The organism is Paenibacillus sp. MBLB1832 (assembly GCF_032271945.1).
In the GTDB taxonomy this organism is placed as follows: Bacteria; Bacillota; Bacilli; order Paenibacillales; family NBRC-103111; genus Paenibacillus_E; species Paenibacillus_E roseopurpureus.
This window is the reverse complement of sequence record NZ_CP130319.1, coordinates 2760833-2783005: the sequence shown is the minus strand read 5'-3', so window position 1 is coordinate 2783005 and position 22173 is coordinate 2760833. Positions and strand designations below refer to the sequence as shown.

Annotated in this window: 16 protein-coding genes and 2 pseudogenes; 5 read left to right on the top strand and 13 right to left on the bottom strand. The window is 44.4% G+C overall.

Going from position 1 to position 22173, the window contains the following annotated elements; all coding sequences use genetic code 11:
• Nucleotides 1-252 precede the first annotated feature (252 nt).
• On the bottom strand, nucleotides 253-444 hold the full coding sequence (locus MJB10_RS12280; protein ID WP_314805222.1) for a hypothetical protein: 192 nt from the start codon (nucleotides 442-444) through the stop codon (nucleotides 253-255).
• 4 nt (nucleotides 445-448) lie between these two features.
• On the bottom strand, nucleotides 449-964 hold the full coding sequence (locus MJB10_RS12275; protein ID WP_314805221.1) for a stalk domain-containing protein: 516 nt from the start codon (nucleotides 962-964) through the stop codon (nucleotides 449-451).
• A 297-nt stretch (nucleotides 965-1261) separates the two neighbouring features.
• On the opposite strand from MJB10_RS12275, the pseudogene MJB10_RS12270 reads away from it, so the two are divergent.
• A pseudogene (locus tag MJB10_RS12270) lies at nucleotides 1262-2479 on the top strand (IS110 family transposase).
• A 460-nt stretch (nucleotides 2480-2939) separates the two neighbouring features.
• On the opposite strand, the gene MJB10_RS12265 reads toward MJB10_RS12270, so the two are convergent.
• The 3 genes from MJB10_RS12265 to MJB10_RS12255 all read right to left on the bottom strand — a co-directional run bounded on the left by MJB10_RS12265 (nucleotide 2940) and on the right by MJB10_RS12255 (nucleotide 5243).
• A complete protein-coding gene (locus MJB10_RS12265; RefSeq protein ID WP_314805220.1) occupies nucleotides 2940-3470 on the bottom strand; it encodes a hypothetical protein in 531 nt (176 codons plus the stop codon).
• Nucleotides 3471-3720: 250 nt separating this feature from the next.
• The gene (locus tag MJB10_RS12260) at nucleotides 3721-4284 is read right to left on the bottom strand and encodes a hypothetical protein (protein ID WP_314805219.1); all 564 of its coding nucleotides are present in this window, start codon (nucleotides 4282-4284) and stop codon (nucleotides 3721-3723) included.
• Between the two features lie 134 nt (nucleotides 4285-4418).
• Complete coding sequence (locus MJB10_RS12255) at nucleotides 4419-5243, bottom strand: phytanoyl-CoA dioxygenase family protein (protein WP_314805218.1); 825 nt, start codon at nucleotides 5241-5243, stop codon at nucleotides 4419-4421.
• Nucleotides 5244-5373: 130 nt separating this feature from the next.
• Here MJB10_RS12255 and MJB10_RS12250 point away from each other — a divergent pair, with 130 nt between their 5' ends.
• The 3 genes and pseudogenes from MJB10_RS12250 (at nucleotide 5374) to MJB10_RS12240 (ending at nucleotide 7251) form a co-directional block, all read left to right on the top strand.
• Nucleotides 5374-6198, top strand: a complete 825-nt coding sequence (locus tag MJB10_RS12250; RefSeq protein WP_314805217.1) for an AraC family transcriptional regulator — start codon at nucleotides 5374-5376, stop codon at nucleotides 6196-6198.
• A 33-nt stretch (nucleotides 6199-6231) separates the two neighbouring features.
• Nucleotides 6232-6528 (top strand): annotated as a pseudogene (locus MJB10_RS12245) (transposase); the annotation flags it as partial.
• Between the two features lie 147 nt (nucleotides 6529-6675).
• Entirely contained in the window at nucleotides 6676-7251 is a 576-nt protein-coding gene (locus MJB10_RS12240; RefSeq protein WP_314805215.1) for a hypothetical protein, read from the top strand.
• Here MJB10_RS12240 and MJB10_RS12235 read toward each other — a convergent pair.
• From MJB10_RS12235 to MJB10_RS12200, 8 genes are all read right to left on the bottom strand, one after another.
• Entirely contained in the window at nucleotides 7168-9246 is a 2079-nt protein-coding gene (locus MJB10_RS12235; RefSeq protein WP_314805213.1) for an Ig-like domain-containing protein, read from the bottom strand. The two genes, MJB10_RS12240 and MJB10_RS12235, sit on opposite strands and share 84 nt — an antisense overlap.
• Nucleotides 9247-9292: 46 nt before the next feature.
• Nucleotides 9293-11329: a beta-galactosidase gene (locus tag MJB10_RS12230; RefSeq protein WP_314805211.1), complete on the bottom strand. Its 2037-nt coding sequence runs from the start codon at nucleotides 11327-11329 to the stop codon at nucleotides 9293-9295.
• 130 nt (nucleotides 11330-11459) lie between these two features.
• A complete protein-coding gene (locus tag MJB10_RS12225) occupies nucleotides 11460-13280 on the bottom strand; it encodes a discoidin domain-containing protein (RefSeq protein WP_314805209.1) in 1821 nt (606 codons plus the stop codon).
• A 332-nt stretch (nucleotides 13281-13612) separates the two neighbouring features.
• Nucleotides 13613-15313, bottom strand: coding sequence for a type 2 periplasmic-binding domain-containing protein (locus MJB10_RS12220; protein ID WP_314805207.1), 1701 nt, complete (start codon nucleotides 15311-15313; stop codon nucleotides 13613-13615).
• A gap of 126 nt (nucleotides 15314-15439) precedes the next feature.
• On the bottom strand, nucleotides 15440-16330 hold the full coding sequence (locus MJB10_RS12215; protein WP_314805594.1) for a carbohydrate ABC transporter permease: 891 nt from the start codon (nucleotides 16328-16330) through the stop codon (nucleotides 15440-15442).
• 28 nt (nucleotides 16331-16358) lie between these two features.
• On the bottom strand, nucleotides 16359-17312 hold the full coding sequence (locus MJB10_RS12210) for an ABC transporter permease (protein ID WP_314805592.1): 954 nt from the start codon (nucleotides 17310-17312) through the stop codon (nucleotides 16359-16361).
• Between the two features lie 254 nt (nucleotides 17313-17566).
• Nucleotides 17567-18991: an ADP-ribosylglycohydrolase family protein gene (locus MJB10_RS12205; RefSeq protein WP_314805205.1), complete on the bottom strand. Its 1425-nt coding sequence runs from the start codon at nucleotides 18989-18991 to the stop codon at nucleotides 17567-17569.
• A gap of 4 nt (nucleotides 18992-18995) precedes the next feature.
• Nucleotides 18996-21125, bottom strand: coding sequence for a glucosidase family protein (locus tag MJB10_RS12200; protein ID WP_314805203.1), 2130 nt, complete (start codon nucleotides 21123-21125; stop codon nucleotides 18996-18998).
• Between the two features lie 125 nt (nucleotides 21126-21250).
• On the opposite strand from MJB10_RS12200, the gene MJB10_RS12195 reads away from it, so the two are divergent.
• Nucleotides 21251-22144, top strand: a complete 894-nt coding sequence (locus MJB10_RS12195) for a helix-turn-helix transcriptional regulator (protein WP_314805199.1) — start codon at nucleotides 21251-21253, stop codon at nucleotides 22142-22144.
• Nucleotides 22145-22173: the final 29 nt, after the last annotated feature.

Genomic DNA, 22173 nt, shown 5'->3' with positions numbered 1-22173 from the left:
TTCCGTAGAGCTTAGCAAGCGTCTTTTTAAAAATTTGCAAAGGTGCCCTGGTTCAGAGAACGCTCGACGTTCTTGGAACTGAGGCACCTTTGCCTGTTTTAATCCCTTACTTTTCGTTTGCTGGTTGTCGCTCTCATCCTTGTCTCCCACCTTAGTTTGTCATCTTTGCAGCTTATATGATGATGGAGCCGCCCCCCTGCATGGTTCTTCGAAGCTCCTGCGTGTCAATGTCGGCAAAGCCCTTCTCCTGCGTCAGACCAAGATATGGGCCTCATCGTCGATATCGAGCATCCGCCCTGCTATGATGACATTGGAATAAGGACCTAAAGGCAGCAGGCTGCGGTAAGGGATTTGGTAAAACGTCGGATTAGTCGGAGTCGGCTCTCTCCACCGGCTAATTTCTCTTGGATAACCGGGACGAAGATACGCTTGCTGCCCATCCAAGTATTTAAACGTCAGACCCGGCTTCTCCTGATGATGAATATCGATGCGAAAGCAGTAATAAGAAAAGTTTTTGAAAATCAGTATTATCAGGTATATCTTTATATCCCTCCGAAAAGACCACTGTCGTATCAGAATTATCAATTATGTTTTCGGCAATAATCTCGTACTTAAAGTTATATTTCCCGTGAAGAAGTGATGATAAAAAATAAGGATATTGATTTTCTATTTCGACCGTATTTAATTGTCCGTTCCAACTCACTTTTGCCCCAAGTGCCTCAGCAAGAGTTCTCGTTGAAGTCATTGTCGTTCCATCATCAGATACTTGAACATTGGTAGTGAGCAACTGACCATTAATAAAAACCTGTCTCACGGCTTGAATAGTGTCTGAAGCATATACTGCTGTCGTTGCAGTTAAAACAATGCCAAGGGTTAAACCGATAGCAAACTTTTTCAAGAATAAATCACTCCCACTATTAATGTCTAATAAGTTAGACGGAGGGAATAAGTAAAAAGTTTCCATTTCAGAACTTTTCTTTTTTGCAAGCTATTTCACAAAACTGCCCGTTAGCCATTCATGCAGCGCAAGAGCAGCGCTGCACCACAGAGGATGAAAATGGATAAAATCCGTCAATACTTCTACTACGGCTGGGTGAGGAAGGTCGATCAACTATGGTGCGTTAGAGCCCAACCGTTAGTCTGACCCCACCAACCACGGTGCATCACAGAATGTCGCTCCTTCGGGAAGCACTCATGGTAGATTAATCCTATTTTGGTTGTTGCACCAGCCCATATTCAGGCTGTAGAAAGGAAAATTTTAATGGATATTATCATTGAGCGAGCATGTGGCATGGATGTTCATAAGGATTCTATTACTGCATGTACAATGACACCAGAAGGAAAGGAGATTCAAACATTCTCTACTAAAACAGTATTTCTCCTACAGTTAATTGACTGGATTAAGAAGCATGGATGTACTCATGTTGCAATGGAGAGTACAGGCGTATTCTGAAAACCAATTGTTAACTTGTTAGAAGCTGAGGATATTCAGTTTCTTGTCGTGAATGCTCAGCATATGAAAGCTTTGCCAGGGCGTAAAACGGATGTCAAGGACGCGGAATGGATTGCCCAACTTCTTCGTCATGGTCTTCTCACAGCTAGTTTTATACCAAACCGAATTCAACGTGAATTACGTGAATTAGTTCGTTATCGCCGAAGCATTATTGAAGAACGTGCCAGGCATCATAATCGAATTCAAAAAGTGCTAGAGGGTGCAAACATTAAACTCGGCTCTGTGGTTACAGATATTATGGGAGTCTCATCTAAGGACATGCTTCATGCCATCGCAGAAGGTGAAGATGATCCAAAAAAACTAGCCAGCCTCGCTCGGCGATCAATGAAAAAGAAAAATGATGAACTTGAACTCGCTCTTCGAGGTTACGTTAATCCTCATCAACGTATGATGCTTAAAACCATTTTAGCTCATATTGACTTCCTCACTGAGCAAATTGAGTTATTAGATCAAGAGGTTTCACAGAGTGTTGTCTCAAATCAGGAGGACATCGAGCGATTAGACTCTATTCCTGGAATTGCCACTCGAATGGCTGAACAAATTTTAGCTGAAATAGGAACAAACATTAAAGACCAATTTCCAAGCGCAGCTCACTTGTGTTCGTGGGCAGCACTCGTACCTGGACATAATGAGAGCGCAGGCAAAAGAAAGTCTTCTAAAGGCAAGAAAGGAAACAAATATCTTAAATCTGCACTAACAGAAGCCGCACACTCCGTAGGTGCCTCCAAAAATTACCTTGGGGCTATGTACAGGCGAACATTAGCACGAAAAGGCAGGAAACGAGCAGCTATTGTAGTAGCACATGCCATGCTAAGAATTGCATATTATCTGCTGACAAGAAAAGAAATGTATGTAGATTTAGGTGAAGATTATTTTGATAAGCAAAAGCTTGGATCTATTGTAAGGAATTCAGTCCGAAGACTTGAAACCTTAGGCTACAACGTAACAATTTCTGAAGTCTCCTGATCTCTCGGTTTACCAAGATACTAAACGCGCAGTTTTTTAAAAAGAGACTGAGCCGCGTTTTATTTAGTGATGTCTTTTTCTTCGACTGCCAGCTTTCTAATTTTCATGGTAGTTGAGCAAAATCAACCGAATATGGCCGTATATCCTTTGTATTTGTTTGAGCCTGTATTTCGCATCGCTTTGTATCTATATTAACTTGTATGAAAGCTGAATTTTGGGATATGAAGATGTATAGTATTATGTTAATTAGACCAATAATCTGTATCGTTTTACTACTACGGGGAAGCTAACAACTTAGTGTCCTTTATTGGAAAACAATACAACTTCTTATCTTTTAGAAAAGACAAGAAGTTGTATCCATAAAATAAAAAATCCGCTCAAATTGCGGATTCAAATGGATATATGATCTTGTCCTCCTACATTTTTTGATTGTTACTAGTAATAACACTTAAATAATGCTTTAAAATTCCCAAATGACATCATTAATTTGCTTTGCGTTTGAATCTAGAAAAACTTCGAATATCTCCACATCACACTCTAATAAAAGATTTAATAATGCAAGAGTTCTTACTTGTGCTGTATTTAGTTTGTCGTTGGTATCTTGTCTCTTCACTTCAACAAACTTAATTTCTGAAAAATCAGGTTTATAAATAAGTAAATCAGGTAACTCAAGCCTAACTTTTTCGTTAAATGAAGGGTACAACGTCCTGCTTTTAACAAAAAAATCTTCTCCGAATCGATTTTTAATAACTAAATCTCCATCTGGGAATGTACCAATCTTATTGCCACCAAAAATGCCAAACCTATGCAGATATTTATATCCGCGATCTTCGTAATGTTTTCCAACGATATATTCTCCAAAACCCTTTGTTCCAGACAAAGTACGCAAATATTCATCGGTACAATTTTCTCTTAATCCATTACGCCAATCATCCCTCTCTGATGCTTTGAATGTTAATAGCCGCGTTGGAATTGTTATTTTGATTCCCACATTTGCACCTCATAAAATTAAATCTTAATGAATCATTGAAAGTAATGAATCATTGAAAGTATTATTTCATTCCTAACGATCCCTCAAGTTTCGTTAAAATTATATTGTATGCTTTCTCTAGATCTTCACCGAACCAAAGAATCTTTTTTGGTCGATCTGCTTCATACAGTACGTACAACTCGTGCGATTCTGAAACAATTACTTTTTCATCAACTTTTCACTGTATAATTACAATAAAACTATCCTTTTATTAATTATTTAATACACCAATAAAGTCCCATCTAACATAGTTGGAGATCTCATATATTTGATTATATTCTGTAATGAACCTCTTACCAAATACAACTTTGTTGTGTTCATTTTTAATAACTTGCTTCATTTTTCTTTCAATTAGCTTCCCACTGTATCGAGCTGAGGAAGTATTGGTGTTGATGGCAGTTAATTGCATTCCATGAACGTTTGCATCTTTTTCTTTTAGCATTACAGACTTTTCATTAGGCTTTAAAAGCATATCAACAAATAATGGAACAACAGTTATTTGATCATTGTCATTATATTTTTTCGCCCATTCAGTAATGAATTTATCCATATCATAGGAAATGATCTTAGTCTTACCTTTATTTTCTCTATAAGAAATTTTATATGGCATTGTCATGTAGCAAACTACTTTTGAACACAACTTATTTTCCAAACATTTTTGACCCAATTGAATCATTTGTAATATATCAAGTCTCAACTTAGGCTCCTTAGCTCCATGGTAATCTAGACTCGATTTTGCCATCCCAAGAATAAGAGTACTGTTATTGTTGTTCATTAGTTAACTCCTCTCATTAAAATATCTATTTCATAGTTACTTCAATAAATCATCAAGACGATTTTTAAATTCTTTCTATCTGCCTCTGATATCCAGTATAATTCCGACACATGCATGATTGTGAATCAATTCCCTTATTTTGAATGGCCCTTCGGTTTCTTGCCGCTCCATCTTTCGTCTACCTCCTCGTTCATCGACTGATATCTCGCATCCACACTGATCCGGTACTGGTTCGTCGTATTTTCAAGGGAACAGTGCATCAAGAACATTCCAAAAATGAGTACATCGCCTGCTTGAAATTCCGTTGTTGCCCATTGGCCGCCAAATTTCTCAGTAATGACCAGAGGATCATCTGAATAGTGACTAACCCCATCACGATCAGAATCCTTGGAACCGTAGGACGCCTTCAAATTCTCGAAACGATGTGAGCCGAGGCAGATCGCTAGACCGCCCATTTCATAAGGTACATCTCCCAGTGGGGACCACACCGTATATACATTATGGGTTCCTCTCCCCATGTACACAATATCGTAGTGAGCCCCTGTGAAATCACCTTTCCCGACGGCTCGCAGCCACTTGTAATGATAGGTTAACGATTTGTCTCCAAGAAAATCATCAAAGAAGCGCATAATATGGTCGCCATTCAAGACATTCAAGAGCGCGGGCAAATCTTCATTCGTGCCCCCCATGAAAATGGATTTGCTGCCGTCGGCCATCACGCCATCTTCAAGAAGTGTGTCGCGATTCAGCTTCCCCATCTGACCCATTTTCAGTAAAATACTCGTACGAGCTTCCAACACCTTCTCCCGATCATGAAATCCACGAATAAGTAAGTACCCATCCTCCTCCATTCGTTCACGCAATGCTCCGATATCATGTAAAATATCATTGGAGCTTCTTAGTTCAGTTAAATGCTCTCCATGCATTTCTAATTCGCGGCTGCCTACTTTTACTAACATCTTGATACGCTCCTTCGTTATTTCCTATTACTTATAAGCTAAGTATAGGGTGAATAGCGGGTTTCAACCATGGATTTGCGTAATCGTTTCATGTATAATCGTACAATAATACTAAACGGAGGAGTACGCCATGACCTTTATCAACATCCCCTATGAGTTAGAAAAGAAGGACGTTCCTCTACCCGTACTTCACTCCATCTGGAACGTTCATGCCGATAAGAGCTACGATGTATCAAAACGGGATGGCTTTGAGTTTCCATGCCTATTCATCACTTATGATGGGAATGGCAGCGTTACACTGGCTAATCACACATATGAGCTGCAGAAAAACACCTTTTTCTTCGTGGAGAAAGGCATTCCTGCCATGTACAAATGTCTTAGTAACGATTGGAAGTTTTATTTTCTCGATTTCAACCAACTGAACATGACCCAATATCTTCAACTTCCTGTTAGGGAAGTCATCTCTACCGGGAAAATAGCAGAAGCTATGCAACTATGTGAGCGGATGATCGATAGCTTAATTGTTCAGAACATTGGCTACGAATATGCTTCCAACATCCTTTTGCAAGAAATCATTTTGCTGTTTACAAGAGAACATACCGTGGTTGGACTTACTTATCACACGGAACTCAATAAAATCCTCATCTACATGCATCGGAATTTGGACAAACAAATTCGAATTGAAGACCTGCTTCAGCTCAGCGGTTGGTCGAGAACGACCTTCTTCTCACGATTCCGTACACTGACAGGCTTGTCTCCTACTGATTATCTGTTAAAACTAAAGCTTGCGTCAGCGAGAGTTTTTCTTGAAACCACTAGCTTATCTTTGAAAGAAATTGCAGTCAAACTGCAATTTTATGATGAGTTTCATTTTTCCAAATTATTTAAGAAAGCATTCGGTCAGTCCCCCAGCACGTACCGCAAGCTGAAAGTAATGGTTTCTGAGAACTTCTGATGCTCCGCTTCCTAAACCTTTGGGTGGAATATAAGCTGTGAAAGGTACCAGCTGAAGCCCCAGTGTACGAAAACTACTGCAGGTCATCGCGAAGTTAAAGTGAGCATGAACTATTTGAGATTAAAGAATCATGCACGTGAAAAACTCCGTAGCGAATACGGTTACGCCCTAGCGGTTCGACGAATGATCGAGCCTGAGCCTGTGTTTGGTGATATGAGGAAAAACCGTGGATTTAGGTGATTCCTGCTTCGAGGCTTACCCAAAGTAAATCTGGAGGTCGGGTGGCTTTCCCATGCCCATGCCCATATAACCCTGGCTATCTATGTTTAGCTCCTTACCTGCAGCTTGATTCAATTGAGTTCAATAATCCATGTCCAATCAACATCCTCATAAGGCAACATTGATACATGCGTTCTACCAAGCAATTCCGTCGTAACAAGACTGCGATTTCTTTATAAAAAAGTAGGTGTAAGGACATTGGACTTCTTAAGCTATCATTTCTATGCCAGCGGCAGTGCGGAGGATAGTGATGCTTACATTTACAATAGGATATATAACGGGAGCAGTCCGATGAGTGGCGGACTCGCCAAGCATACGAAGGATATTCGTGATATTTTGACAGCTGAAAGCCCGAAACGGTCGATTGGTTTATGGCTGGATGAATATAACATCAGCTGGTCTTGGAACATCAACGACTCACGGATGCGTAATGTGAAAGGCGCCGTGTTCGATGCCCTCGCGATGATTTATGCACACAAGAACGGAGCGGACGCGACGATGGCATGGAACGAGAAGGATGGCACCTACGGAAAAATCGACAGCGACAACCATCTGCGGGTCTCAGCGCAGGTATTTCATTTGTTTAATAGCTTTTTAATTGGAAAGCAAGTAGTGGACAAAACCTCGAATGAGGAGAATATTGTGTCATTCGCAGTTAAAAATGCAGATTCCAAGCAATACGCTACAGCATTAGTTAACCGCGGAGCGGAAGATCGAGTGGTACAGTTGTCCATGTTGAACTGGAAGCCCGCAGACATAGTAATTAGCGGATAGCGCTGCTTTAATTTTCGCTTCGTCCCAGCGCTTATTCGCATAGTCGATCCATCCATCGGGAGAGGTTGCAGAATCCCCCATCATGGAATAGCTATGGTAGCGCACAATTCCGGGATTCAGCGTCCCCAGCGCTTGCAAATAAGCCGGGTTGGACAACGCAACTGGATTATAAGCACTAAAGAGATTAATTCCATACTGCAGAGGAGAGACATTCCCCACATCACTTGCCCAATCAACGACTACGTCGACGGGTTTCAGACGGGTACTAAGATCAGAGAACGTCCCCAAACGTAATTCTGAATTGGAGCCGCTGCTCATAGCAATTCCGTAATAGGCAGTTGACGGGAGCTCTATGATAACGGGATTCCCAGCTTGCTTCCATACGACACCATCTGCCGAATAATAGCCGATGACGGAGCCACCGTCACGCACCAGCTTTAAGTATTGGGGTGTAAATGCTGTTTGCACGGGAAGCATCGTGGTGTCCCCGCCTTTGACCGCACGATTCTGAAACTGCAGCTTTCCATCGGCTGTAATTGCAAGCATGACGTTCGCACTATCATATGCAGACACATCGCTGCGAATCATAAGACCGGCTTTGGCACCTGTCTTATCTGTGGCCTGCAGGCTGCCAATTTTCACTTGGATGTCGCCTGAGCCGCTCAGCGGCATATTGGCGAAGCCGAAGGAATCCTCTGTCCCACTTATATCTGTGCCAGCACTTTTACCCGTAATCACACCATTCTGAAGCACATAACTCCCAGGAGGTGTTGTCAACACTTGCATCTCAGCCAAGTTTACATAACCTTCTGGCTTTGAATAATAACGTATGTATCGATACGGCGTTGGATCCGTAATAAGTAACTCATTCCAACCATCTATAACGCTTTCCACCGTTGCCAAATCCTTATAATCGTCCGTCGCACTCGTATTGGAGCCTTGAAATTTACCACCGACAACACGTCCGTTGTTGCCTACCCGTGCGGCAAATTTGATCTTCGTGACAGTCTTTGCCATGCCAGGTCCGAAATCTAGCCCAACATAACCGTTGCTGCCGTATAGATAGTCATAGAATGTATTTAGATTTCCGTCGAACACTTTGTCATAGGTACTCTCGTTCCAATGCTCGGGTAAGCCGAACGGGGTTCCCGTCGTCACATCCCTCACTAGATCACTGACGCTCCAAGGCTTGGGAAGGGCCAATACATCAACATTATGACTCTTTATTTTCCCATTCGTGCTTATCGTCACAGTTGCTGTACCAGGTCCTGCAGCCATAATTAAACCTTGGTTTGATACGGAAGCAATTTCCGGATGGTTGGACGAATAGCTTGCTGTATTGGTCAAATTCAATTGTGAGCCATCTGAGAAGATACCACTGACGGCAAGCTGCTTTGTTTCGCCGATTAAGAGTTCTGCGTTGCTGGGGTTTACAACCATTTGATTCATTCGAACTGGAACCGGTTGGTCAGACGTATAGAACTCGGCTTCCGCCAAGTTCACATAACCCCCATCTGCAGATAGGTACCGCAAATACCGATACGTGCTGTTCGATGAGAGATAAATCTCATTCCAGCCACTACTTACACTACTATCTAGTGTATACAAGTCCTCGAAGCCGCTGCTTGGACTTAGGTTAGAGCCCTGAAACTTTCCGCCTACCATACGGTATTGAATAACCCAATCCCCTTCACGCGGGTAAAATCGAATCTTGGTTACCTTCTTGGCAGCATTGGCGCCAAGGTCAATTCCAGCATAACCGCCGCTTCCTTCTTTGTAATCGTAGAAGGTATCCGTCTTACCATCGAACATGGTATCAAAGGAGCCTTCACCCCAATGTTCAACTAAACCAAATATAGTACCGCTTAGCTTATATTCCTCTGTAAAAGAGGTGTCGATTTCTGCGAGCGCAACTGGAACAGATGACATTAATAAGGAACAACTCAAAATCATACAAAGCAGCCAACGATATATTTTTATTTGTTTAATTTTCAATGTATCTCCTCCTGGACTATTTTTATAGAATAAAGCCCTGTCTCTGTCAAACTTGCAAAATGGCAACACCATGGGCAGGCAACTCGATATTTTGGGTAACACGTTTCCCGCTTAAGAGCTCAAATGAGGATGGCAGGCCCGTATTAGCAACGAATGAAGTGTTATTGTGGTTGATGAGAAACAGATAGTTCCTGCCATCCTTTACCCTTCTTGATGCTTCAATTCCCTGCTGTTGAAAAGGAAGGAGTGACTCAATCCCTTTTTCCTTGCAAATATACTCCAGCAATTTAACTAAGAATGGCTTTTCTGGGCTCGTAGCTACATAATAAGCCAACCCTTGTCCGTACCGATTAACCGTCAATGCAGGCATGCCCGCGTAGAAATCCTCGCCATAAGTGGCCATCACCTCCGCGGTCTCCGTATGAATAAGTTCACATAGGAAGGAGCAGGAGAATGTGCCCTGAAGCTCTTGGATAGCTCCGTTCATGACGAGTTCATTCGTATCTTCAGGATACAGCGCATCGATCTCTTCCGCCCAAATACCAAGAACCTTACGGAGCTCACCCGGATATCCTCCCGTCACGGCAAGGTCCGTTTCATTGACAATACCGCTGAAATAAGTCGTCAGGAAAGTGCCACCCGCTTCAACGAAGCTCTCTACCTTGGCTGCGAAGCCCGGCTTGATCATGTACAGGAGTGGCGCAATAATTACCTCGTATCGGTTGAAATCCCCATTCAAACCCACCATATCTACGGGGATATGCAAATCGTACAGCGCATCGTAATATTTGTGTACCTCCTTAACATAGTTAAGATCGTTGCTGGGGCCGCTGGACAACTCTACCGCCCAACGATTCTCCCAATCGTATAAAATGCCAACCTGTGCATCGGGTCGTGCGTCAATCAGCACATCGCCGAGCCTGCCGAGCTCTTCCCCAAGCTCGGCGCATTCCCTGAACACCCGGGTGTTGCCATGTCCAACATGCTCAATGACCGCTCCATGCATCTTCTCGCACGACCCAAGCGATTTACGAAGCTGAAAGAACATAACCGTATCTGCACCATGAGCCACTGCCTGATAGCTCCACTTTTTCATCTCCCCCGGACGTTTCAGCTTACAATATGGCTGCCAATTGGCAACACTCGGCGTCTGCTCCATCAGCATGAACGGCTGGCCATCTTTTAATCCACGCATGAGGTCATGCGTCATTGCATTCATACTTGGAGGCTGATTTGGTGCCGGGTAGCTGTCCCAGGATATGACATCAATATAAGGTGCCCAGTCAAAATAGTTCATTTCCTTATATGTCCCCATAAAATTCGTTGTGATCGGAATGTTTCTTGAATGCTTGCGAATTGCTTCTACTTCAAGCTTGTAGCACGCAAGGAGGCTGTCGGAACCGAATCGGAAATAATCAAGCGAGATACTAGTTTGGTTGCTGCGTTGCCAGTTCCAGTGCACCCCCTCGCTTAATAGATTTGGCGGAACGATCTCATTCCAGTCGTAGAAGGTATGTCCCCAAAATGCGGTATACCATACTTTATTCAGTGTTTCGATCGTACCGTAACGTTTCTTAAGCCATACTCGGAATGCCTTGGCGCAATTATCGCAATAACAATATCCTCCCATTTCATTGTTGACGTGCCAGAGTAGCAATCCGGGATGATTGCCGTAACGCTCAGCCAGCTTTTCGGCGAGGGCAGCAGCATAATTGCGGTATGTGGGGCTGTTTGGACACGAATTATGCCGACCGCCATAAGTGCGCTTACGTCCCTCCCAATCTACCCGAAGAATATCTGGATATCGGGCAGCCATCCATGCTGGATGTGCAGCCGTGCTGGTGCCAAGAATTATGCCGATATTACCTTCCTGTAATTTCTCCATGATGCTATCGAGCATGGAAAAATCATATTCGTCTTCCGCCGGCTGTAAGAGCGGCCAGGAGAATACATTGACTGTAGCTACGTCAATTCCTGCAAGCTGAAACAATCGTACATCTTCATCCCAATACCTTTTGTCCCACTGCTCTGGATTGTAATCTCCGCCATACCAGACTTTTTTCAATTTATTGTTAATCGGCATTTCAACTATTCTCCTTTATGGATACAGACAGAATGGGAATCACTTAGAAGTGTGTTTATCGGAAGAAGATCGCCGACCACTAGGCAAGCCAGATGGTTCGAGGCAATCTTCCTCGTCCTTTCAATTCAATTTACGAACCGAATGCTTTCAGCTCATACAAGCTCGCCCATACACCCCAGGGCAATCCTGTCACTGTAACTCGTAGGTATCGCTTGCCATTTTGAGTAAAGGATAAGTTTTGAACGATACTTGAGCTAGTAGTGGCTGTATTATCCACAGCCAAAGTCCAATTCACATGATCTGCTGATACCTCAACTTTGTACTTATAATTCGCAGACTGCTCCCATACCAATTGGGCACCGGTTAAATTACGGCTTGTTCCAAGATCGACTTCCAACCAATGTCCTGTACTGCTATCTGCTGCGCACCAGCGGGTACTCGTACTTCCGTCAGTACCGTTCGAGGCGGGATTCCATGATTCTGAGCTGTCCGCTGTAGCTGTCTTGCCCTTGGCGAGGTTGCTCTCCAAGCTTTTATTATTTTCATCGATCACAAGTACAGCAACAGAATCTGCACCAAGCGGGAAGCCTGCGCTTCCAGTCAGTTGATCTAATGTGGTGCTTTCGTACACGACACCCCATCCGTAAATTCGCTTAACTGTAAATTTCGTATCCGGCGACATGGTAGTGGACCAGCCTCCGATCGATAACTGAACCGACTGGTCCAACCCCGACCGGTTGATTAGCATTACTTTCTTCCAGTTGTTCGTCATAACAGCAAGTAAATCAATCTTAGAGGAATCGCCTACACTGCTTGTAACGATGTCACCCTTCATATCGGTGTTCATGATCTCATAGAGGAACGAGGAAGCCCTACGATTATAAGGAGCCCAACCTTCCAGCTTTCCGTACCAGCCATCTGATTCATTCCAAGCCATTGAACCCGCAGCACCTGCTTTAGCAATTGCAGTCACGGCAAGTGCATCGTAAATCATGCCCTTCTCATTGTTCATTCGGCCATCGGGTGGATTCCAACTTATATTGAACTCGTCATGGAAAATTGGGATGTTGGCGGTCGTATAGCTGGCAATAATCGATTTGAAATCGGCTGTATGCGATCCTAGTGCTTGTGCTTTCGTCCAAATAGTTGCATTCGTGTCAGCCGTGCTCCCACTGCTATACGTATGGAAAGAGATGAAATCCAACTTTGTGTAAGCGTTTGCTACAAAGGTAGTAACACGAGCCGTTAAGTCAGGTCTGGCGAAGGCCGGTCCTCCTATCTTAATTGTGGCGCTCTTGGCACGCATAGCGGTATAAACTTTATTGTAAATTGTGGCCAGTTCCACCATATTTGTGCTGTAGGTGTCATCCTTTTCGTTCAACACTTCGAAATATTGAATGCCAAGCCCAAGATTAATGTTTGTAATCTGCACCAGTTGTGCACAGAAAGCCGCATAGGCATCATACATGTCGGTACGCAGCTTCCCTGTTCCATCATCCATGTAGGAAGGCCAATTTGCGATATTTACCATACGCACCGGATTGTTGCTGAACGTTTGCGACAATATATTGTTGATCTTGCTGGAATCCCATGCATAGGTTGAAATGCCAGGATTAGTTACCCAACCATTGCCCGTAGTCGATTCGCCCATCTGATCCGCGCGGTGATACCGTACGATACCTGGCTTCATGGCCGCAACGTTATTTTTGTAGGTGGCATCTGATGCAACGCCTTCTTGTGCTTTGTAAATGTTGAGACCATACGCATAATCGCCTGCCGTCTTGCCTGTGGGGGAGCTCCAATTAATTGATCCGCTCACACTTGATGCAGCAGCTGTCTGTGGAGAAGACAACGAGACTGCCCCTATCGCTAAAGTAACTGCCATTGCAATAAGCGATGTTTTCTTCCAAGTGCGCGCTAATCCAAATCGTTTGGTCCGTTCTTGATCCATTAATACAACACCCTCCATCCAAATTCTTACTTGGCATTAAGAACCCAGCCTAACTGAAATCAATCCGTAAGTGTCCCTCCATTTCTTCGATTCCGAACTATCGTTCCCATAGAGGTTAGGCTCTCTCGGAAAACTCAGTTCGTGTACTAACTATATCAACCTACATTCCTGGCAACAACGGAGGTAAATCAACGAATATCTACACTAAATCCATGTGATATAGAGAGGCAATGGTTGCGAGGCATTAATCCTTGTTGAATGGCTCTTCAAATTAGAAAGGAGGTGCACTTATCTCTCATAAGTACACCTCCTTATCGTTATCTTGGAAAATACTATTTACCCAGCTTCTTCAAGTTGCTTGCCCAAATTTTCGTACCGTATTGAAGCAGTTTATCGTACCCGGCATTGTTAACGTCATTCTTCCATGTGTCGAACAGCTTGTTGAATTCATCGTCGCTCTTGGCATATACGATTTTGGCAACGTAATCCTCATTTATTTTCTTAATCGTTTTCCAAATCGTGTCTTCTTCGGAATTCGTCGGATAATTGCCAGTTCCCTCTAGCTCGTTGCCTAGGTAACGGTTGTACTTACCGTAGAATTCACCTGCTTTATCGGACCATTTCTTATTAGAAGCGTCCTGATTGATGGCTGCTTGGCTAATAACGCCGTTCCTCCATGATCCTTCTGGTGTAAAGTCACCGAACTTCAAGTTAGCCTTCTGATCGCTCGTCAATTGCTTATACTTATCGTTCCAGATTGGGACTCCCTTATCTCCTTCTTGATCATAGTACACACCCTTCGGACCGTAGTTCAGGAACTTGATACCTTCGTCACTTAACATCCAATCAAAGAAAGCAAAGATCTTCTCCGGATTTTTAGCACTCGTAGTAATCACATTGAAGTTCCAACCCGTCGTGCCGCCGGCTTCAAGAATAATATTGTCAGGATTGACACCAGCCTTATGAATCCAAGGCCAGTAATCATAGCCTGCATTCGGATCTTTGGCCTGAATAATATCATTGGCTTGCTGACCATGCGATGGCGCGTCGTAAATTCCCGCTATAGCAATCTTGCCCGTGTTCAGCTTTTCTTTGAACTGTTCTAGTTTTTGTGTAAACGTGTCCTGCGTTAACAGCTTCTCGCGGAAGAACAGATTCGTCCATTTGAACGACTCCCTCAACGCAGGGTCATCGAATACAGACGTATACTTCTTGTCGTTAAAATTCGGAATCCGGAAATCGGCGTCTGGCTTCCCCCAGTAAATTTGATGACCCTCGGCCGCTCCCACATAGAGCATGTTCTGCACCTGAACAGTCGGACCGCCTGCATTGCCTGTATCTAGAGGTACTACGTCAGGATATTTAGATTTAACCATTTTCAAATAATTATATAAGTCATCAAAGGTTTCCAGCTTAGGCTTGCCTAACTCCTCATAAATCTTCCGATTTACAAGCCAGCCTTTGTTGTTGGACTGCGTACCTTGGCCCTTCGGGGCTCCGAACCAATTCGGAATGCCGTACAGCTTGCCGTCTTTGCTCCGAAGCATTTTGTCCGCTTCCGGATCCAAAAACTTCTTTAAATTTGGATACTTCGGGTCGTTTAAGAACGGATCAATGGCAACAAGCTTGCCCTGTTCCACGAGCTTCTCGAAGTTCGCTCCACGGTCCATCTGCATGACATCCGGGAATTCATTGGAAGCGACGATTGTGCCAAATTTCTGGGCATCGTTTCCATTGGAGCTAATTTCCTCAATATCAAGCTTGTATTGATCTTTGAGGGCTTTGGTAACGAATGTATTGCCATACCCTTTTGGCGCATACCAGCCATAATTCACATAGAAGCTGAATTTAAGCGGTTCTGCTCCGAAAGTGTTCTTGCCAGAATCAGTAGGTTTAGCTGAGGTTTGAGGAGCCGACTGCGTAGATGTCGGAGCCGGTGTGTTACTGTTGCCATTGCTGCATGCAGCCATGATGGACCCCATGCTTAACAACAGTACAAGAGCTGTAGAATATGTAAGAAATCTCTTTTTCATGTGAATCCCCTCTCTATTTCGTAAAATAGGGATAATCGCTGCCGCTCCAGACGTCTTGAAGCACACGCGACCTTGCCCATTATTTAAAAGCCTTTCGGCTCTTAAAGTCTTAATAATGGCTCTGCGTCAGCCCTTCAGGGAACCAACGAGAACACCCTTGACAAAATACTTCTGTATGAACGGATATACCAGCACAATCGGAAGTGTCGACACCATTAAGGTAGCCATCTGCAGGGAACGACCAGTAACTGTCGTCTGCTGCAAGCCTGATGAGATTCCAGTCATCTGCGCCATCTGCGAAGCGTAATTGCTGGAATTAAGCACGTTAAGCAAATAATTCTGTACAGGCAGCTTATTCACATTGCTCATATAGATACCAGCATTAAACCAGTCATTCCAAAGACCAACTGCTGTGAACAAAGATAGGGTAGCGATTACGGGACCCGATACGGGGATAACAATTCGGAAGAAAATACCGAAGGTGCTGCAGCCGTCCAACTTAGCTGACTCTTCCAAACCCGCCGGAAGCTCCATGAAGAAAGTCCGGAAAATAATCATATTGTACACACTAACCATACCAGGTACGATCAGCACCCAAAATGTATTCAACATATGCAGATCACGAATGAGCAAATACGTAGGGATCAGACCTCCGCCGAAGTACATTGTGACAAGGGAGAGGATCATATAAAATTTGCGATTCGGAAGCTCCCGTCGTGACATCCCATAACCAAACATGGCAGTGAAGAAGATAGAAAGCGTTGTACCCGCAACCGCTCTTGCCACAGAGATACCCATTGCCCGGAAGAATGCAGGATCTTGGAATACGGCCTTATAATTATCAAGGGTAAACGCCCTCGGCCAGACTGTTAACCCTCCCGTTGCTGTGTCGAGCCCCGAATTGAAAGATATAACAAATGAATTCCAAAACGTATAAACCGTAATAACGGATAACATCGCCAGGATAAGATAACAGAACCATTCCAGTAATCGATCGCTTAGGCTTAGTTTCATAATCACCATTCCTTATCAGTATTCGGCAGTTTCAGAAAAGCGAGCTCCGCCCTAGCCTTCGGGCGACCCCATTTGCCGCAAACAGAAGGAATACGTTAATCACCGATTTAAAGAGCCCCACCGCAGCGCCGTATGAATACCGCTGATCCCCTAGTCCGATTTTGTAAGCATACGTATCGATCACTTCAGCAACATTATTGACAATAGAATTGATTCCATTATTAGTGAGCACAAGGATATCTTCAAAGCCTGCATCGAGAATTCGCCCCAATTGAAGGATCAGGAATACCGAGATGACCGGAGATATACAAGGAATCGTTACTAGGAAAATCTGTTTCGTCCGGCTCGCTCCGTCAACGGATGCAGCCTCATACAGATGCGGATCCACTCCTGCAATCGCTGCCAGATACACGATAGAACCGAAACCAACCTCTTTCCATAGGTTCGTGCTAATCAATATGGTCCAGAAGTAATTCGAAATGGAGAGCCAATTCATCGGTTCCTGAATCAAATTCAGTTTCATCAGCGTTATGTTCAGGGTCCCGTTGTCCACAGCCAAGAACGAAGCCACGAACCCGCCGATAATAACCCAGGAAAGGAAGTGGGGCAAATATGTAATCGTTTGCACCACGCGTTTGAAAGATTGTTTACGAATCTCGTTAAGCATGAGTGCAAGAATGATAGGCGCCGGAAACAGGATGAGCAGCCGTAGGAAGGAAATCACCACCGTGTTCCTCATAATATCCCAGAATACAGGTGCATCCAGGAGTGCTCTGACATGCTTTAGACCCACCCATGGACTGTGAAGAAATCCTGCGAATATATCATAATCCTGGAAAGCGAACAGCACTCCCCACATCGGGATATAGCTCATAATAAGGATGAAAACAATTGAGGGCAGGACCATCACCTGCAATTCCCAATGACGTAATATTCTGTGTCGTCCTTTTTTCTGAATTCGCTGCTTGAAAGACGTTTTAACCATCTCCATCGTTTGTTTTCACCTCCTCTCTCAACTTGTCTGTAATTTAAGTATATGAGATGGAAGCTGCGCCGACAACGAAGGGAATTCAACGATAACCTGCATGAAATCATCGTTATTCAAAGTCTGGGAGAAAAGGATACTATGTCGGTTGATAGTCCAGCTCCCCCAGCTTCAGATACAGTAAGAACGCCAATGTGAATCCGTTTATCGCCGTCATCAAACATTGCGCCATCCAATCCTTTCAGCTGGTTACGCTATTCTTTAATGGTAAAGTTCTGGCTGTCACCCTTATTTTCCCTATTCAAAGTATCTTTCAGCGGCTTCGCGGTACGTACGATTCGGTTCATCTGGTAGACACGTTCGGCGAATTTACTGATTCTTGTATCATGCTCGCCCGCAACAGTAGAATGAAAAGTGTCCCGCACGGGCTCCAGCCATTTCTGAGGCAAATTCCGATAGCCCGCCATAACACCCGCTATACAACCGGCCGTTGCGCCAGAGCTATCGCAATCCCAGCCTTGCATAACCTGCATGCAGATTACTTTCTCAAAGTCTACTTGTCCGTAAGCATCCACACCGTGAACGATGGAATTCACGATGGCCGCACTCTCGTTAAAAGTCCCGTTGAAGCCTAAATAGCCCCATTTGTCGTTGATTCTGCTCCATACCTTCAACCAATCCGGTTCATTCACAGACCAATCGAGCACCTCTTGCATGGCCTCATAATATCTAGATCGCTTAGGAAGCTGTGCATTGGCTGCTTGAATCACTTTTACCGGATCCGTCTCGTGGAAGGCGGCTGCCACTGCCGCTGCGACCCACATCTCCGCATAAAGTCCAGTCTTGCCATGGGTCAGTCTGCCGTCTCTCCAAGCTAACTCTGCTGCATAGGCCGTACGTCCCGGGTTGACCAATCCGAACGTATCCCCGCGTATCATCGCGCCAATCAGTTCTTCTCCGTCATTGAATAATGCTACAAACTGATCCCACTCCTTACCTTGCGGAATATGTCCGTACCCCCACCACAAGCAAGAAAGAAGACACAGCCTCGTATGCTCAGGCCCCCATGTCCAGCCGTAAGGGATGTTCTCTCTCCACATCCAGGCCATATCCTGCGTGGTGAAATCAGGTCCGAACTGCTCCAACACCTTTAATCCCATGATCATGTAGTTAATATCATCATCCGATTGGACATGGGTAACGTGCCCTTTGGTGCTTTCGATACAATCTCTGCGCAGGTGGGTCACCTGAGTCGGACTAAACGACGGGACAAAATCATTTAGTGGCCACGCGCCCGCACCTTCCAGGTAACCCTGGATGAGTGGCAAATCCCAGCCCATTTCCAGCGGCTTACCCAGTATGCATCCTAGCATTTTTCCATACACTCCGCCAAATACGCGATCTCGAATCTCTAATTCATTTAAATAACCGGGAATGACATCCACAGCCCCCTCGGGACGCTCCGAATGAATCGCAACAAGATCATTGGGCTCATCATAAGGAAAATCTGCACGCATCGGAACCTCATTCAACTCATATCCGAATTTCAGAATAGCATCGTAGCCAGCAGGTATTGCATCTAGCTTCTCCTTCAGTCCTGTCACATCATGACCTTGCGTTTCAAGCATTCGGATTCGGCCTTCGCAAGAACGTCGTAACTCGTGTATAGGTATTAACATGGTTTTATCCTCCTAATGGTATCGTGATCGATCCAGTTAACGTATATCTATCTTTAAAAATCGTTAAGCTTTCAGCTGTAGTTAATGGCAAACGAATGTCCAGTGCAGAGGGCAGACGCTCCAATTCATGGAAAGTAACATGCAATTCGAACTGTCCATGGTGAACACCCTCGATGCTAACATCAACATAACCAAAAGATGTGGGCATATGCTCGAAAGCAATTCTGGCATCTAGCGCAAACCAATCCTTCGGAATGCCTGCTCCAATAATTAGCCGATCCTCGCTCTCATACAGCAACATATCTCTTAGCAGCATATGAAGTTCAGCGGATACCCAACCATGCGGTTGACGAGACGGCAATCGATACCATCCTTCGATTTTACTCCAAAATTCAGCAATATCATGATTGTCTTCCAGCCAGCCGTACAAGCCCTCGACATCATGATTCGCGAGATAATGATCTACAGTTTGATTCACTTTTTCTCGCTCTCCGAGAAGCAAATAATTATGCGCCTGTCCAAGTTCGAAATACTTCCACATTGGCTCCGCACGATAGTTCCCATCCTTTTGCCGCATTGTGTTCCACCACTGCTCATATTCGGAACGAATGTGCGGATCGTTTGGCGAAAATGTTCGGCTCGGCCATATAGCACAAACCAGGTCTCTCTCATTGCGTCCAAACTCCTTATTCGCGTAAGAAGTCAACGCCTTATTCAGTTTTAGGGCCTCTGAGGCATACAATTCGGCTTCCTGCTCATAACCAAGCTTTGCTGCAATTTCTGAAGCCGCATTCAATCCCATGAATGAGAAGGCATTCACCCAAATCAAAGGCCGATGTCCGTCCATTCTCCCGATCATCAAGCCTTCCCGAGCTGGCTCAACAATAAGATCATTGTCAGGGGCATGGCGGTCACCAGGTACACGCATATCCGTATCCGCATACAAATATTGCTCCGTATGGACGCACTTAATAATCCAATCGGCGCGTTTCTTCACATATGGATACACGTCCGAGAGCCACGATACGTCACCTGTTAATTGGTAATGCCTGTGAAATGGCCAAATAGCTTCTCCGAAAGCATCCGGTTCGGCCCCGAAGCCGCCTGCAAAGATTCGATCCTTGAGAATGTCCAGTTGCTTCCTTGCCTCTTCATGAAATCCTGCCTGATCAAGGGATACGGTAATGTATACACCATCACGAATCCACAACAAGGGGTAAGTAATCGTAGCGATTCTCGGTTGATGATCCACAGTTGCCATCAGCATTTGGGCCAATGTAGAATAGTATGCTGCTGCAAAAGCTTGATTAGGCAACTGTAGCTTAACCTTATGCAACAACTTTTTCCAATTGTTTACAAATTTTGTTCTTTTACTCATGTAATCTTGTTGATGGTAAGCCTCGAAAGCCAACATGTATTCCTTCTCCAAGGGGTGTACATAGAGGTCAAATTCGAGTTCAGCCGTTTCCCCTGGCAGCAATTGTAGTTCATACGCCAACGCGCCGCTGCATAAACCATCCCGATCCTTCGCACGGGAGTTGCTTGGAAACAATCCTTGTTTGAGCATGGACGATATTTCCATCCCATCGTATTCATAGCTCAATGCCCCGAACATGTGGGCTTTTGTTTTAGCTAAAAGCACGGTTTTGCCATTGACCGAAATCGAGCTTTCACGTCCCACTAAATCATGGATGCGACCTCCCGCTGGTCCATAGGGGCGTATGACGGCATAGACCGTCACTGTTTGCAGCTTAGTTCCATGATTAGTTAAGGTAGTCCTCCACGAATTCACGATATTGTGCAAATCCTTCAGGGAGGTGGAGAATAGCTCCTGCTGAACTAGACAATCTCCTGCCAGCCAAGTGGATTGGAGCAAAGGCACATAGCCCTCATACCAATTCCAATCAAGCCCTTCGGCAGCATAAAGCTCGGGAGCAAGGAGCTCCTTATTCTGATGGTCATAAATCCAGAGTGTGATACCGAAGCTGGCAACGCCTGGTGAGAAGCTTCCACCTGGTTCGGCGAAAGTTTTGCGATGATCTCGCGTATTGGGTACAGCCAGCACGGTATGCTGGTCTGAGCGAGGCTGTATCCATTCCGGATGTTGTTCAAGCAAGTTTTTGAGAATGCTCATTGGATGTTTGATCCCCTCCTTATTTCACACAAGTGTAGCTTAGTGCCAAATCAATTGTCATTGTACGGATGTAACAAAGCATTATACAAATGTAGTATAATTACGATGAGAATAGGAGGATACGAATGATACGCTTCGAACAATTACCTCTATCCGATTTAGATCATCTATTCCTGAGCACTCACTTGCAATGCGTCTATATGCATCTTGCCGAGCAAGATGACCGTTGGGAGTGCACACGGCATACTCACGACCATATCGAGTTTGGGTATATACATAAAGGCCATGGACAATACCATATTGGGGAAATAGAGTATCGCGCCGAGACTGGAGATATCTTCGTCATCCCCCCTGGCGTTACTCATTTCGAGGTGCATGATGCAGAGCACCCCTTCGAAATCATGTTTCTCATGGTGAAGCACCACGGAGATCGAGCAGCAGAGTTAAGTCAACTTATGGAACGATTGCAAGGCAAAATCCGTGCTAAGCAACAACACAAGCTGAAGCAGATTATGAATGATATATATGCTGAAATTATGAATCGCGAGCAAGGATATGTTTCATCCATCGATGCCAAGTTAAAAACACTATATGTGCAGTTGCAACGTGAAGTATTCCCCCATCAGCCGCGCCTTGCTGCTCCTTCCGCCTTCGCAGCAAATGAGGAACGCAATTCAATCATTTTGACTGAAATCAAGGAATTCGTTTCATCACACCTGGATCAGAAATGTACAGTCGCTCAAGTGGCTCAACACTTTTTTTATCATCCTAAATATGTATCCCTGCTTTTTAAGAAAGAAACAGGCCAGTCCCTTTCCGATTACATCATGGCTGCCAAACTAGAACGTGCTCGCGAGTTGCTGACCCAGACGAACGAATCTGTTGAAACAATTGCCAACATGCTCGGATTTTCCAGCCTGCAGCACTTGTACAAATGGTTTAAGCAGCATACATCCATTACTCCTTTACAATATCGGAATCAATATAAGTCATCGAAAAGCAACCAATCCGAACAATGAGAAAAGCAGCTATCCAATGATCAATCATG